The organism is Labrys wisconsinensis, assembly GCF_030814995.1.
Classification (GTDB): Bacteria; Pseudomonadota; Alphaproteobacteria; order Rhizobiales; family Labraceae; genus Labrys; species Labrys wisconsinensis.
Genome location: NZ_JAUSVX010000016.1, coordinates 47,712 through 62,087, shown reverse-complemented (window position 1 = coordinate 62,087; position 14,376 = coordinate 47,712). Strand labels below are relative to the sequence as shown.

Here is a 14,376-nt window from a genome sequence, read left to right as displayed (position 1 = left end):
GGGCGCCGCGCTCAACTCGCCGCGTGCGGCTGGCGTCCGCCCGCCAGCCAGGACGCGGCTGCGGCGGCCAGGAACAGCGCGGCGGAGAAGCCGAAGGCGATGCCGATGCCGCTCATGAACGGGATCGACAGGAGATCGGGGAAGAACGCCTTGCCGGTGATCACGGCGGCGTTGGCCGGCGGCAGGGCGGCGAGCGCTGCGGGCGGGATCAATTCGCCCATCAGGTCGCCACCGGCGGCGCGGCGGCGACCTGGTGGGCGACCGCCGCGGGCATGCCCTGGGCGATGAGCCGCGTCTCCATCACGCCGGGCAGGGTCCAGGCCAGGCCGAGGATCATCAGGCTGAAGAAGATGCCGATCGACAAGACCTGTCCGGCATTGAGCGTCGTCGCGCGCACGCCCGAGGCCTGGCCGCGCTCGCGCGCCGGCACGGCGTTCATGATCTGCGTGGCGTTGGGCGTGACGAACAGGCCGGAGCCGACGCCGTTGAGGAAGATCAGCGCCGCGAACAGGCCGTAGGGAAAGTCGGCCGGCAGCAGGGCGAGCGCCACGAAAGAGGCGGCGCCGAGCACCATGCCGCCGGCGGCGAAGGCGCGCGGGCCGAAGCGGTCGGACAGGGGGCCCGACACGAAGCCGGCGATCAGGAAGCCGGCGGTCAGCGGCAGCATGAAGATGCCGGCCCATAGCGGCGTCTCCTCGAAGGACGTGCCGTGCAGCGGCAGCCACACGCCCTGCAGCCAGATGATCAGCATGAACTGCAGGCCGCCGCGGGCGACGGAGGAGAGCAGGCTCGCCGCGTTGCCGAGCGTGAAGGCCCGGATGCGGAACAGCGTGAGGTCGAACATCGGCTGCTGCACCCGCCGCTCGATCGCCACGAAGGCGACGAGGATGGCGACGCCGAGGATGAGCTCGATCAGCACCTTGGGGCTGCCCCAGGCCATCACGGCCCCGCCGACCGGCTGGATGCCGTCGGTGATCCCCGTCAGCACCAGGACCAGGCCGAGGGCGAAGCTGATATTGCCGAACCAGTCGAGGCGGCCGGGCTGGGGCAGGCGCCGGTCGCGCAGGCTGACGAAGCTCCAGACCGTGCCGACGATGCCGAGCGGCACGCTGACCCAGAAGACCAGCCGCCAGTCGATGTCGGCGAGCAGGCCGCCGGTGATCAGGCCGACGAACTGGCCGCCGATCGCCGCCATGGTGTTGATGCCGAGCGCCAGGCCCCGCTGCTGCGGCGGGAAGGCGTCGGTGAGCAGCGCCGTCGAGGTCGCGGTCATCAGCGCGCCGCCGATGCCCTGGACGATGCGCATGCCGACGAGATAGAGCGCCGCGCCCGGCCCGGTCGGCATCAGGCTGAGGGCGATCGACGCGAGGGTGAAGACGAGGAAGCCGATATTGTAGATGCGCGCCCGGCCGAACATGTCGCCGAGCCGGCCGAAGGCGACGACCAGCACCGAGGTCACGACCATGTAGCCCATGATCGTCCACAACAGGATGTCGGTGTTGGCCGGATCGAGCGGCTTGAGGCCGATGCCCCGGAACACCGCCGGCAGGCTGATCAGGATGATCGAGGAATTGACGAAGGCGACCAGCATGCCGAGCGTGGTGTTGCTCAGCACCATCCACTTGTGCCGGTCGGCTTTTTCCGAAGCCAGGTCGTGTCTCGGCGTGATTTGGTCCATGATCGGCGTTCGCGACGGGCGGCGGGCTGGGCGGCGTCATCGCAGACAGACGGAGCCGGCCGCGGCACGGCCGCGGTGCGGATGTTGCGATGCAGCAAGGTCGGCGCGACTTTCGATCAGCTCGCTGCCATCGTCAAGGATAAAAGATGCAGGCTACTAATAAGGATCCTATCTTATCGTGATGACCGAACTCGACGTCCTGCGTTTTTCCCTGACGAGCGCTCTGCCCAAGGTCGGGCGGTACTGGCGCCGGACCGCGCGCGACCTGGTGCTCGCGCACGGCATTTCCGAGGCCTGCGCCATGCCCCTCATCAGCATCGGCCGGATGGGCGACGGCGTCCGCCAGGTGGCGGTGGCCGAGGAGATCGGCGTGGAGGGGCCGTCTCTCGTGCGCCTGCTCGACCAGCTCTGCGCCAGCGGCCTGGTCGAGCGCCGCGACGACGCGGCCGACCGGCGCGCCAAGACGCTCTGGCTGACGCCGGAGGGCCGGCGCATCACCGGCGAGATCGAGCGGGGGCTGGTGGTGCTGCGCGCCCAGGTGCTGCGCGACGTCGCCCGCGGCGACCTCGAGGCGACGCTGCGGGTGTTCCGCGCGTTCGAGGAGGCGGTCGGCCGGGCCCAGGAGGCGCCGCAGCAGCCGGGCGAGCCGGTCGCGTGAAGCGCCGGCGGGGCCGCGGGTTCGAAAATAAACCGGACCGGCTCCGGCGTCCGTGGTAGCATGGCGGCGGCGTCTGGTTCTCGCCGGTCCGCCCCGGATTGGCCCACGCCGCATATTTCGGCATCCGGCCTCGAAGGCTGTCTGGAGCTATCCGGACACGCCGTCCGCGACGATCGCCGCGAAAGGTCAGGCAGGCCAATGGCCCAGCACAAGTTCAAGGTCGGCGACATCGTCGTCTTCGTCGGCCATTCGGTGAAGCGGCCCTCCGGCCCCTACGAGGTCGTGCGGCTGATGCCGGCGGACTCGCCCGACAACACCTACCGCATCAAGAGCCGGACGGAGCATCACGAGCGGGTGGTGCGCGAGCACGAGATCGCTGCGGAGGAGTGACCGCCCGGGCGGTTTCGCGGCGGCCTGCGGGGCCGGGGCTGACGGGCGGAAGACGACACGGGCCAAAGACGACACGGGCCGAAAACGACACGGGCCGAAAACGAGAAAGGGGCCAGCCGGCGGCTGACCCCTCGTCGAAATCTCACCCCGACCGGCGTCCCGGTCAGGGTCTCGGGCTTCGCTGTCGCGCCTTTCGGCGCCAGTTCATCCGTGGTCGCGCTGGCGCGGCACGAAACCCTGTCTCAGGCGGCCTGGAGCCGGTCGGCGGACGTCTTGCCCGACCGGGCATCCTGGACCAGCTCATAGCCGATCTTCTGCCCTTCCCGGAGATCCTGCATGCCGGCACGCTCGAGGGCGCTGACGTGAACGAACACGTCCTTGCTGCCATCGTCCGGCGCAATAAAACCAAAGCCCTTGCGGGCATTGTACCACTTCACGGTACCCGTGCTCATGTTCGACGATCCTTGAATGCGTCCAAACAGTTCCGTTGCCGTATGCAACGAAATGCCGACTGTCGAAATCGGTGGGAAGCGCTCAGCAGGCGTGACGCATGTCACGAGCGGCCAAATCATCCGGCCTTTATCGATGCTGCCTACATAGGGACTGCCCCCGGCAATGTCAAATCCGCCTCGCCGCTCAGCTCCCCTGCGGCAGGGCATAGGCGACGACGAAGTCGCCGAGCTTGGTGCCGAAGGAGCCGTGGCCGCCGTCGGCCGTGACCACGAACTGGCGCCCGCCCGCCTCGTAGCTCATCGGCGTCGACTGGCCGCCGGCCGGCAGGCGGTCCTGCCAGAGCTGGCGGCCGGTGGTCACGTCATAGGCGCGGATGTAGTAGTCGAGCGTCGAGGTCAGGAAGGCGACGCCGCCGGCTGTCGTCAGCGGGCCGCCGAGGCTGGGCACGCCGAGCTTGAACGGGATCGGCAGCGGTGAATTGTCCTCGATCGTGCCGTTGCGGTGCATCCAGACGATGGTGTTGGTCTTGAGGTCGATGCCGGCCATGTAGCCCCAGGGCGGGCGCTTGCAGGGAATGCCGAGCGGCGAGAGCAGCGGGCCCAGCGTCACGCCGAACGGCGTGCCGTATTGGGGCTGCACGCCGATCTCCGAGCCCGAGGGATGGGCGTCGTTCGGCGCCTCCGGATTGTTTGGGCCGCGCGGGATCAGGCGCGAGACGAAGGGGATGGCGATCGGGTTGGCGATGGCGATCTGGCGCACCGGGTCGACGGCGATGCCGCCCCATTCGAACATGCCGAGATTGCCGGGGAAGACCAGCGTGCCCTGCAGCGAGGGCGGGGTGAACGGACCTTCGTAGCGCAGCCGGTGGAACAGGATGCGGCACATCAGCTGGTCGATCATGGTGCCGCCCCACATGTCCGCCCCGGTCAGCGGCTGCTTGGGGCGGAAGGTCAGCTCGGAGAAGGGCTGGGTCGGCGAGACGCGGTCGCCCGGCGCCGCGCCCTGCGGCACCGGCGTCTCCGGCGCCGGGACGATCGGCTTGCCGGTGCGCCGGTCGAGCACGAAGATGTTGCCGGTCTTGGTCGGGGCATAGATCGCGGGGACGACGCTGCCGTCCGCCGCCGTCACGTCGACCAGGCTCGGCTGGGAGGGGACGTCCATGTCCCACAGGTCGTGGTGCACGGTCTGGTAGGCCCAGGCGAGCTTGCCGGTGTCTGCGTCGAGGGCGAGGATCGAAGAGGCATAGCGCTCGGAGTCGGCGTTGCGGTTGCCGCCCCAGATGTCCGGCGTCTGCACGCCGGTCGGGATGTAGATCAGGTTCAGCGTGTGGTCATAGGCCGAGGTGATCCAGGAATTCGGCGAGTTCTCGACGAAATGGTGGGTGTCGGACGGCATCTCGTTGGGATCGGGATTGCCGGGGTCGAACGCCCAGATCAGCTTGCCGGTCTCGACGTCGAAGCCGCGGGTGACGCCGGAGGGCTCCTTGGTGGAGTAGTTGTCGATCACCGCGCCGGAGATGATCACCATCTTGTCGGTGACCACCGGCGGCGAGGTCGGCTCGTAGAAGCCCGGCGTCTTGACGCTCATGCCCTGCTTGAGGTCGACGACGCCGCCCGCGCCGAAGCCCTGGCACAGCGCTCCGGTGTCGGCGTCGAGCGCGAACAGGCGTCCGTCATTGGTCGGCAGGAAGATGCGCCGGCCGCAATCGCCCGGCGCCTGGGATCCGCCCTTGGCCTCGTGGTAGGAGACGCCGCGGCAGGTCAGGTGCTGGAAGGTCGGATTGTGCTCGATCTTCGGATCGAACATCCATTTCTGCGTGCCCGTCGCCGCGTCGAGCGCGAACAGCTTCTGGTGCGGCGAGCAGAGGTAGAGCATGTCGCGCACCTTGATCGGCGTCACCTCGTCGGTGGTCTCGACGGGATCGTCGGACCCGCGCATGTCGCCGGTGCGGAACGTCCAGGCCACCTTGAGCTTGGCGACATTGTCGGGGGTGATCTGCTTCAGCGGCGCGTAGCGGTTGCCGAACTGGGTGCGGCCATAGGCGTGCCAGTCGCCGTCCGGCATCAGCGCCGCATCCTTGGGCGCCGGGGCCCCGGCGGAGGCGGGCGGCAGGCTGCCGGCAATGTCCTGCGGATCCTGGGTCAGGGCGTAGCCGACCACCGCGAGCGAGGCGACGACGCCGACCGCCAGCGGCAGCTTGGCGGCGCCGCTCGCCGGGCCGAGCCGGCGGGTGACCAGGGGCAGCAGCAGCCAGATCCCGAGCGGCACCAGGATGTCGCCGCGCGGCGCCAGGGCCCAGAAGTCGAAGCCGACTTCATGGATCGCCCAGGCGATCGAGCCGACCAGCAGGGCGGCATAGAGCCAGAGCGCCGCCTGGCTGCGGCGCCAGAGCAGGACGGCGGTCGCCAGCAGCGCCAGCCCGGCAATGAGGTAATAGGCCGAGCCGCCGAGGGCGAGAAGCCAGCCGCCGCCGGCAAGAAGATAGAGGCCGATGAGGGCGAAGACTGCAGTGGTGATCAGGATGGCCATCGAGCGGCGGGACGGGTCGGCCATGGGGAGCTCCGGGTTGCGGATCGTCGGGCCTGCGGCCACCGCTCCCGTGCCGAGAGCAGTCGGTCTGGCGCGAGGGTTCCAGAGCTTGGCGGCCGCGGCAAGCGCAAACTGCGGTGTTCTCGCCACGCTCCGCCGAACATGGTCAGGCTCCAGACGCCGCAAGCGCCTCGTCGAGGATGGCGAAGGCGGCGTCGAGCTCGCTCTCCGCAATGGTCAGCGGCGGGCAGAGCGTCACCACGTTGCCGCCGCCGAGCTTGAAGCTCAGGCCCCGCTCCAGGCAGGCGTAAAGCAGGCGGCTCGCTCGCGCCTCCGCCGCGCCGGGGCTGTCGCCGCCGATCGTCAGGCCCCAGGTGAGGCCGAGGCCGCGGGCCGCGACGGCGCAGGGGTGGCGTTCCACCATGGCCTGGAGCCGCTCCAGGCCGGCCTGCCCCAGCGCCTTGGCACGGGCGAGCAGGCCTTCCTCGGCGATGACGTCGAGCGTCGCCAGCGCCGCGGCGGCGCCGAGCGGGCTCTTCTCGTGGGTGTAGTGGCCGAGGGCGCCTTCCCGGACCACGTCGAGGTCGGTGCGGGCGATCAGCGCCGCCATCGGCATGATGCCGCCGCCGAGGCCCTTGCCGATCACCAGCATGTCCGGCACGGCGCCGGTCTGCTCGGTGACGAACATGGTGCCGGTGCGCCCGAGGCAGCTCGGCACCTCGTCGAAGATCAGGAGGGCGCCGTGCCGGTCGCAGCTCGCCCGCACCCGCGGCCAGAAGCCGGCCGGCGCCGGCTCGACCGTGGTCCAGCGCATCGGCTCGGCGATGACGGCGGCGACGTCGCCCTGCACCTCCAGGACATAGTCGATATAGTCGGCGAGCCGCTCGTGGGCGCGGTCGTCCTCGCCGAAGAAGCGGCGGGCGAGGTGCAGCGGCGGCACGTGCTCGGTGCCCGGCAGCAGCGGCCCGACATCCCGGCGGAACAGCGCCTCGCCGCCGACCGAGATGGCGTCGAGCGTCGCGCCGTGGAAGGCGTCCCACATCGACAGCGTCTTGTGCCGGCCGGTGGCGTGACGCGCGAGCTTCAGCGCCATGCCGATGGCCACCGCGCCGCTCGGGGCGAACAGCACCTTGCCGAGGCCGGGTGGAGCCAGGGCCGTGAGCCGCTCGGCCAGCGCGATGGCGGTGCGGTTGGTGTAGCGGCGCGGCGAGAAGGGCAGGCGGTCGAGCTCGGCCTTCACGGCGGCGACCACCCTGGGATGGCCGTAGCCGACCTGGTGGACGCTGTTGCCGTGGAAGTCGAGGATCTGCCGCCCCTCGACATCGGTGAGGGTCGCGCCCTCCGCCCCCTCCAGCACGTCGAGGCAGGGCGTCGACAGCGACTGGTGCAGGAACACGGCGGCGTCGCGGTCGAGCAGCGCCCGGGTCTCAGGCCCGAGCCGCTCGATCCAGGCGGCGCGGTCGGGCGACAGGTTGACGTCGCCCTCGCTGGCGGAGAGGCCGCTCGCTCGTGCCTCGGTCATGTCCGTCTCCTGCTCGGCCTCTTGGGCGCCCGTCAGCGCTGCGCCGCCCGGGTCGGGATCAGAGAGAGGCCGACGAGCACGACGAGCGTCGCCAAGATCAGGATCACGGTGAGGGCGGAGGCAAGGAAAATATCGCCGCGGTCGGTGAGCGCGAAGATGCCGACCGGCAGCGTCACCCAGCCCGGCGGATAGACCATGACGGTGGCGCCGAGCTCGCCCATGGAGAGCGCCAGGCTGAGGCTGAGGGCGGCGATGAGATAGGGCGCGAGCAGCGGCAGCGTCACCCGGCGCAGCCGGTAGAACGGCCGGGCCCCGAGGCTCTCGGCCACCGGCTCGAGGTCGACCGGCAGCCGCGCCAGCCCGGCCGAGACGCTGCCGTAGACGAAGGCCGAGATCAGCACGAGATGGGCGACGACCACGATCGCCGTGGTGCCGTTGAGCAGCAGCGGCGGCTGGCTGAAGGCGACGAGAAGGCCGAGGCCGACCGAGACCGAGGGCACGGCGCTCGGCAGGAAGAACAGGAAGTCGAGCACCCGGCGCGAGGGCGCCGCCACCGCGCGCAGCGCCAGCGCCGCCCAGGTCCCCAGCGCCAGGGCCACCAGGCTCGCCATGGCGGCGGTGGCAAGGCTCGCCCAGAGCTGGCGGCCGGAGTCGCCGGAGAGCGCATCGCCGTAATGGCTCAGCGTGAAGGCCGTCGGCACGACGCCGTTCCACTGGCGGGCGATGCTGGCGACGAAGATCAGGACCAGCGGGGCGGCGTAGACCGCCGCGAAGGCGAGCCCCGTGATCGACCAGACCAGCGCCCGTCCGCCCCTAGACCACACCAGCATGGCGACCTCCCAGCCGGTTGACCACGGTGCGGTAGAGGGCGAACAGCAGGATCGACAGCCCGACATTGATCAGCGCGATGACGCAGGCGGCCGAATAGTCCGATTCCTGGATCGCCTTGTCGTAGATCAGCAGCGGCAGGGTTACGACGCCCTTGGCGCCGATGAACAGCACGATGCCGAACTCGTTCACCGTCAGGAGCAGGCAGAGGCTCCCGCCCGCCAGCAGCGCCGGCAGGGCGGCGGGCAGGATGATCTGCCTGACGATCCGCGCCGGCCGCGCCCCGAGGCTGGAGGCGACCTCGATCTGCGCCCGGTCGAGCAGCGAGAAGGCGGCGATCAGCGGGCGCATGGCGAAGGGCGTGTACACCGTGACCTCGGCCAGGATCACGCCCCAGGCGGAATAGAGGAAGTTGACCGGCGGCGTCGACAGATGGAGCCCGCTCATGACAAGGCCGTTGAGCAGGCCGGACGAGCCGTAGAGGAAGGTGAAGGCCAGCGCCACCAGGAAGGTCGGCAGGGCGATGACGCTGTCGATCAGGCGCGAGACCACGCGGCTGCCCGGAAACGGCACGAAGGAGAGCACCAGGGCGAAGACGAAGCCGAGCGCCAGGCATCCCGCCGTCGCAGCGATGGCGATCTCTAGCGTGTTCAGCACGGCCTGGGTGAAGAAGCCCGACCGCACCACCGAGAGCAGCGGCTGCAGGGAGGTGCCTTCGCCCTCCTCGGTGAAGGCCTGGCGGGCGATCAGCGCCAGCGGGTAGAGGAAGATCGCCGCGAGCGCCAGCAGCGGCGGCCCGAGCCAGGCGTGGCGCCAGGCCGCTGCGGCGTTGGCCGCGGCCGGCGGCGCGGCGACGGCGGCGCTATCCGCCGGCATGGCCCGCCTCCTCGGCGATCAGGCTGGCCCGCTCGGCCGGGAAGCGCAGGGCGAGCCGCTCGCCCGGGCGCGGCGGGTGGTCGAGGGGAGCCGAGAGCATGCGCAGCTCGTGGCCCTGCGCGGCGACGACGAGGCTGTGCGAGTCGCCCTGCCACTGCGCGCTCACCATGTCGGCGTGGAGGAGATTGGGCTCGTCCTTGCCGTTGGCCAGGGCGAGGTCGTGCGGCCGGATGCAGAGATGGCAGGCCTGGCCCGCCGCGAGCCGGTCATGGGCGCTGGCCAGGAAGGTCCTGTCGCCGAAGCGGACCTCGGCACGGCCGGCGCCGTCCACCGCCTGGACGGTCACGGGCAGCAGGTTGGCGCGCCCCAGGAACTCGGCCGTGAAGCGGTTGGGCGGGCGCCGGTAGAGATCCGTGGAGGTGCCGAGCGCGCAGAGCCGGCCGTCGCGCATGATGGCGACGCGGTCGGCCAGAGTGAGCGCTTCGGTCTGGTCGTGCGTGACGTAGAGCACGGTGAGGCCGGCGAGGTCGCGGTGCAGCTTGGCCAGCTCCTCCACCATGTTGCGGCGGATCTGGGCGTCGAGGGCGGAGAGCGGCTCGTCGAGCAGCAGCACGCGCGGACGGATGGCCAGCGCCCGGGCGATGGCGACGCGCTGCTGCTGGCCGCCGGAGAGCTCGCGCGGGAAGCGGGTGAGATAGGCCTGCATGCCGACCATGCGCAGGGATTCCTGCACCCGCCCGGCGATGATGTCCTTCGGCGCGCCCTGGGCGTGGAGGCCGAAGGCGACGTTGTCGCTGACCCGCATGTGCGGGAACAGGGCGTAGTTCTGCACCACCATGCCGATGCCGCGGGCATAGGGCGGCAGGTCGGTGACGTCGGTCTCGCCGATGCGGATGCGGCCGGAGGCCGGCCGCACGAAGCCGGCCACGGCCCGCAGCGCCGTGGTCTTGCCCGAGCCGGACGGGCCGATCAGCGCCACGAACTCGCCGGGCTCGATCGCGAGCGTCAGCGTGTCGAGCACGGTGAGGCCGCGATAGGCGACCGACACCTTGTCGAAGCGGATGCCGTGCCCGATGGGCGCGGCGCCGGGTGACGGTGCGCCGGGTGCACCGGGCGACGGCGCGCCGTCGGGCATGGCGAAAGCGGCGGACATCAGCCGCCCGTGGCTTCGCGCCAGCGGGCCGCGTCCGCCTTGAGGTCCTTGAGCACGGCCGTCCAGTCCGGCGTCCAGATGGTGACGCCGTCGAGGCTGGCCTTGAGCTTCTTGAAGTTGTCGTCGGCCGGCGTCACGTCCTGGCGCACCGGCAGGCCGATGGCGACGGAGCTCACGGTCGCCTGCGCATCCTTGCTCAGCAGGAAGTCGATCAGCTTCTTGCCGTTGTCGCCGTTGGGGGCGCCGTGCACGAGGCCGACATAATAGGGCAGGGCGAAGGTCGAGCGCGTCCCGTCGGGACCGGCCGGCCAGAACACCTTGATGTTCGGGTTGTCGGCCATCTGCGACATGTTCATCTGCAGGTCGCCGTTGGCGACGTAGAGCTCGCCCTTGTTGACCAGGGCGGTGAGCTTGCCGGTCGAGGCGGAGGGCCCGACATTGTTGGTCTGGAGCTTCTTGAAGAAGTCGAAGGCCTGGTCCTTGCCGCCGAAGGCGTGGATCAGCTGGATCATCACGGCGGTGCCGTCGCCGGCCTGGCCGGGGGTCGAATATTGCAGCTTCGACTTGAACTTCGGATCGAGCAGGTCATCGAAGCTCTTGGGCGCCGCCGGCAGGGCCGAGGCGTTGTAGATGAAGTTCATGTAGTTGTTGACCAGCGGCACGAACTTGCCGTCCGCGTCCTTCTCGGCCGCCGGGATCTGGTCGGCGCCGGCCGGGGCATAGGCGTCGAGCAGCCCGTCGGCGGCGGCGCGCTGGATGAAGGGCGGCAGCGTCACCAGGACGTCGGCCTGCGGGTTGGACTTCTCCTTGGCGATGCGCTCGACCACGCCGCCGGACCCGGCCTCGATATATTGCACGGTGATGCCCGTCGCCTTGGTGAAGGCATCGAACTCGTTGGCGTACCAGTTGGGCGTGCCGTCGTGCAGGCCGTCGGCGCTGTAGATCGTCACCACGTTGGAGGCGGCCAGGGCCGGGCCGGCAAGGCCGATGAGGACGGCGGTTGCAGCAAATGTCGCGAGCTTCATGGGAGAGTCCCCGATTGATCAGGCAAGGCCCTTCGGTCGGAGCGTCCCCCCAGATGCAGATCCGACCGGGCTCTTGGTGAACAGGTCGTTACAGTCGCCGCATGACGAAGCGATGACGCTCGCGCCGTCGCAGTGAGATATGAAGTTCAGCTTTGCAGTTCGGCTTCATAGCTGCTAGACCGTCGCCGTGACCGAACAACCCGACGACCCCGACGCGGCGCAAGCCTCGGCCCTGGCCGAGGAGCTGCGCCATGTCTTCCGCAAGATGAAGCGGCGGCTGCGCGAGCAGACCGATCTCGGCGACTTCTCCTGGTCGCAGCTCTCGGTGCTGGCCACGCTCGACCGCGAGGGGCCGGCGACGGTCACGGTGCTGGCGCGGGTCGAGGGCATGCGCCCGCAGTCCATGGGCGCCAATGTCGCGGTCCTGGAGGCCGCTGGCCTGGTGCAGGGCGCGCCCGACCCGGCGGACGGACGCCAGGTGCTGCTGTCGCTCACCCCGGCGGGCCTCGACTGGCTTCGGGCCGGCCGCGCGGCGCGGCAGGACTGGCTGATACGCGCCATCCGCGCCCGCCTCGACCTCCGCGAGCGGGAGAGCCTCGCCGCCGCCGCCCCGTTGCTCCAGCGTCTCTTCGACCCCTGACCAAGACCCCGGCCCGGCCGCCCCACGCCAACCCTCGAGGGAGACCCCATGGCGCTCACCACGCTCGATCCGAAGACCGCTCTTGTCGTCATCGACCTGCAGAAGGGCATCGTCTCCCTTCCCCTGGCACATCCTGCCGGCGACGTGGTGACGCGCGCCGCCAGGCTCGCGGCCGCCTTCCGGCGCCATCGCCTGCCGGTGGTGCTGGTCAACGTCGCCGGCGGCGCGCCGGGACGGACGGAGCAGGCTCGCCCCGGCGGGCCCCTGGCGCCGGACTGGACCGACTTCGTCGCGGAGCTGGACCGCCAGCCCGAGGACCATGCGGTGACCAAGCGCACCTGGGGCGCCTTCACCGGCACCGGCCTGGCCGAGCACCTCGGCCGCCTCGGCGTGACGCAGGTGGTGCTCGCGGGCATCGCCACCAGCATCGGCGTCGAATCGACGGCGCGCCAGGCGCACGAGCACGGCTTCCACGTCACCCTGACGGTCGACGCCATGACCGACATGCGCCCCGAGGCCCATGCCAACAGCTTGGAGCGGATCTTTCCGCGGCTGGGCGAGACCGGCACGACGGAGGAGGTCCTGGCGCTGCTCGACGCCACGCGGGCGTGAGCGGGCGCCAACCTGGGAGGCGAAGCGCTGCGCGGGATCCGTTGCAGAGGGATTGAATCGAAGTAGAGCGCGGAACCCCTCTCCCGACCGGGAGAGGGGGTACTCACGTCTCGACTGAAGCGCTTGTTCGCGAGCGATCCTTGTGGAGGTGCCGACCATGGACTGGATGCACGACATCGCCTACCTCTTCGGCGGCGCCTTCCTCTCCAACGCCGTGCCGCATTTCGTCAGCGGCGTGATGGGGCGACCCTTCCAGAGCCCCTTCGCCAGGCCGCCGGGCGAGGGCCTTTCCTCCTCGACGGTCAACGTCCTGTGGGGCGTGTTCAACCTCGCCGTCGCCTATGTCCTGCTCTGCCGGGTCGGCGCGTTCGATCTCCGCGCCACCGACCAGGCCGCCGCCGCGGGGCTGGGGCTGCTGCTCATGGGCCTGGTGTCGGCGCGCGGTTTCGGCCGCTTCCACGGCGGCAACGCGCCGCCGCGGTCGTGAGCCGCCCGATGCCCGACGACACCATGCGAACGGATCCGGCCGACCTGCCGGCACCGGACGGCAGGGGCGGCACCTTCGCCGTCGAGCGCGACCCGCGCCTGCGCCTGCTCATCCCGCTGGTGGTCGCCGTCGCCTTCCTGATGGAGCAGCTCGATTCCACCATCATCACCACGGCCATCCCCGACATGGCGCTGAGCCTCGGCACCACGCCGCTGCGCCTGAACCTGGCCGTGACCACCTATGTCCTGACGCTCGCGATGTTCATTCCGGTCAGCGGCTGGTTCGCCGACCGCTTCGGCGCCCGCCGGATCTTCGCCCTGGCGCTGGCGATCTTCACCCTGGGCTCGATCCTGTGCGGCCTCGCCACCGGCCTGCCCACGCTGCTGGCCGCGCGCGCTCTCCAGGGCTTCGGCGGCGCCATGATGACGCCGGTCGGCCGCCTGATCCTGCTGCGCAGCTTTCCCCGACGCGACCTGGTCATGGCCATGACCTATACCACCATGCCGGCGATCCTCGGCCCGGTGATCGGCCCGCTGCTCGGCGGCGTCATCACCGAATATGCCTCCTGGCGCTGGATCTTCTTCGTCAACATCCCCTTCGGCCTGTTCGGCATCGTCATGGCGCTGCGCTATGTCGGCGACTTCAGCGGCGAGAAGGCGACGAAGTTCGACTTTCCCGGCTTCCTGATGGTCGGTGCCGGCGTCGTGCTGCTGCAGCTCGGGCTGGAGAATATCGGCCGGCCGATGCTGCCCGCCGCCGGCACCGCCGTGATGGTGGGGCTCGCCGTGCTGCTGCTCCTGGCCTTCGGCTGGTACGCCCGCCGCGTCGCCGCGCCGGCCGTCGACCTCGGCCTGTTCCGCCTGCGCTCCTTCGCCGTAGGCACGCTGGCCGGCGGCATCTGCCGCGTCGGCATGAACGGCGTGCCTTTCGTGCTGCCCCTGATGCTGCAGGTCGGCTTCGGCCTCTCCCCCACCGCCTCCGGCTCGCTCACCTTCGCCGCCAGCCTCGGCGCCCTCCTGGTGCGCCCGGTCGCGGGCAACCTCCTGCGCTGGTTCGGCTTCGACCGGGTGCTGACCTGGAGCGCCGTGTTCGGCGCGGCCATCATCGCCGGCTTCGCCCTGATCGGGCCGGAGACGCCGCATCTCCTCGTGCTGGCCTACGTCTTCGTCTTCGGCCTTGCCCGGGCGGCGCAGTTCATGACCTCGAACACGCTGTCCTATGCCGACATGCCCGACGAGCGCCTGAGCCGCGCCACCAGCCTCGGTGGCGTGCTGCAGCAGCTCAGCGTCAGCTTCGGCGTCTCGATCGGGGCGACGCTGCTCGGCGTGGTCACCTGGGACGATGCCGCGCTGACGCCGGCGCGCTTCCACGAGGTGTTCCTGATGATGGCGGTGATCCCGCTCCTCGGCATTCCCGGCTTCCTCCGCCTGCGCCCGGAGGACGGGGCGGAGGTGAGCCGGCACAGGAGGGGCGGGAAGAGCAGCCGCTAGCTCGACGAGATCCGTTTAAGGGCTTATATACGAGA

Annotated in this window: 15 protein-coding genes; 6 read left to right on the top strand and 9 right to left on the bottom strand. The window is 70.5% G+C overall.

Annotation, left to right across the window (positions count from 1 at the left end; translation table 11 throughout):
* Window positions 1–11: 11 nt before the first annotated feature.
* Together QO011_RS31915 and QO011_RS31910 are read right to left on the bottom strand one after the other, a co-directional pair.
* A complete protein-coding gene (locus tag QO011_RS31915; protein ID WP_307281564.1) occupies window positions 12–221 on the bottom strand; it encodes a hypothetical protein in 210 nt (69 codons plus the stop codon).
* Window positions 221–1,678, bottom strand: coding sequence for an MFS transporter (locus QO011_RS31910; RefSeq protein WP_307281562.1), 1,458 nt, complete (start codon window positions 1,676–1,678; stop codon window positions 221–223). Before QO011_RS31910 ends, QO011_RS31915 begins: the two co-directional genes overlap by 1 nt.
* A gap of 181 nt (window positions 1,679–1,859) precedes the next feature.
* On the opposite strand from QO011_RS31910, the gene QO011_RS31905 reads away from it, so the two are divergent.
* Window positions 1,860–2,336 carry a MarR family winged helix-turn-helix transcriptional regulator gene (locus QO011_RS31905; protein ID WP_307281559.1) on the top strand — a complete coding sequence of 159 codons (477 nt, stop codon included), beginning with the start codon at window positions 1,860–1,862 and terminating at the stop codon, window positions 2,334–2,336.
* A 198-nt stretch (window positions 2,337–2,534) separates the two neighbouring features.
* Complete coding sequence (locus QO011_RS31900; protein ID WP_307281556.1) at window positions 2,535–2,726, top strand: hypothetical protein; 192 nt, start codon at window positions 2,535–2,537, stop codon at window positions 2,724–2,726.
* Window positions 2,727–2,968: 242 nt separating this feature from the next.
* Here QO011_RS31900 and QO011_RS31895 read toward each other — a convergent pair whose 3' ends face one another.
* The 7 genes from QO011_RS31895 to QO011_RS31865 all read right to left on the bottom strand — a co-directional run bounded on the left by QO011_RS31895 (window position 2,969) and on the right by QO011_RS31865 (window position 11,112).
* The gene (locus QO011_RS31895) at window positions 2,969–3,178 is read right to left on the bottom strand and encodes a cold-shock protein (protein ID WP_307281554.1); all 210 of its coding nucleotides are present in this window, start codon (window positions 3,176–3,178) and stop codon (window positions 2,969–2,971) included.
* Between the two features lie 184 nt (window positions 3,179–3,362).
* Window positions 3,363–5,732, bottom strand: a complete 2,370-nt coding sequence (locus QO011_RS31890; RefSeq protein WP_307281551.1) for a glucose/quinate/shikimate family membrane-bound PQQ-dependent dehydrogenase — start codon at window positions 5,730–5,732, stop codon at window positions 3,363–3,365.
* A gap of 142 nt (window positions 5,733–5,874) precedes the next feature.
* Window positions 5,875–7,230, bottom strand: a complete 1,356-nt coding sequence (gene pbfA / locus QO011_RS31885) for a (R)-1-hydroxy-2-aminoethylphosphonate ammonia-lyase (protein ID WP_307281549.1) — start codon at window positions 7,228–7,230, stop codon at window positions 5,875–5,877.
* A gap of 32 nt (window positions 7,231–7,262) precedes the next feature.
* Window positions 7,263–8,060, bottom strand: a complete 798-nt coding sequence (locus QO011_RS31880; RefSeq protein ID WP_307281545.1) for an ABC transporter permease subunit — start codon at window positions 8,058–8,060, stop codon at window positions 7,263–7,265.
* Window positions 8,044–8,934 (bottom strand): 2-aminoethylphosphonate ABC transporter permease subunit, encoded by an 891-nt coding sequence (locus tag QO011_RS31875; protein ID WP_307281544.1) that lies wholly within the window; start codon window positions 8,932–8,934, stop codon window positions 8,044–8,046. The genes QO011_RS31880 and QO011_RS31875 overlap by 17 nt, the downstream gene beginning before the upstream one ends.
* Window positions 8,921–10,087 carry an ABC transporter ATP-binding protein gene (locus QO011_RS31870; protein ID WP_307281541.1) on the bottom strand — a complete coding sequence of 389 codons (1,167 nt, stop codon included), beginning with the start codon at window positions 10,085–10,087 and terminating at the stop codon, window positions 8,921–8,923. The genes QO011_RS31875 and QO011_RS31870 overlap by 14 nt, the downstream gene beginning before the upstream one ends.
* The gene (locus QO011_RS31865) at window positions 10,087–11,112 is read right to left on the bottom strand and encodes a 2-aminoethylphosphonate ABC transporter substrate-binding protein (RefSeq protein WP_307281539.1); all 1,026 of its coding nucleotides are present in this window, start codon (window positions 11,110–11,112) and stop codon (window positions 10,087–10,089) included. The genes QO011_RS31870 and QO011_RS31865 overlap by 1 nt, the downstream gene beginning before the upstream one ends.
* A 187-nt stretch (window positions 11,113–11,299) precedes the next feature.
* Here QO011_RS31865 and QO011_RS31860 point away from each other — a divergent pair, with 187 nt between their 5' ends.
* From QO011_RS31860 to QO011_RS31845, 4 genes are all read left to right on the top strand, one after another.
* A complete protein-coding gene (locus QO011_RS31860; RefSeq protein ID WP_307281537.1) occupies window positions 11,300–11,752 on the top strand; it encodes a MarR family winged helix-turn-helix transcriptional regulator in 453 nt (150 codons plus the stop codon).
* A 48-nt stretch (window positions 11,753–11,800) separates the two neighbouring features.
* On the top strand, window positions 11,801–12,364 hold the full coding sequence (locus QO011_RS31855; RefSeq protein ID WP_307281534.1) for an isochorismatase family protein: 564 nt from the start codon (window positions 11,801–11,803) through the stop codon (window positions 12,362–12,364).
* Between the two features lie 157 nt (window positions 12,365–12,521).
* Entirely contained in the window at window positions 12,522–12,851 is a 330-nt protein-coding gene (locus tag QO011_RS31850) for a hypothetical protein (RefSeq protein WP_307281531.1), read from the top strand.
* An 8-nt stretch (window positions 12,852–12,859) separates the two neighbouring features.
* Window positions 12,860–14,341 carry a DHA2 family efflux MFS transporter permease subunit gene (locus tag QO011_RS31845; protein ID WP_307281529.1) on the top strand — a complete coding sequence of 494 codons (1,482 nt, stop codon included), beginning with the start codon at window positions 12,860–12,862 and terminating at the stop codon, window positions 14,339–14,341.
* The last annotated feature ends 35 nt before the right edge of the window (window positions 14,342–14,376 follow it).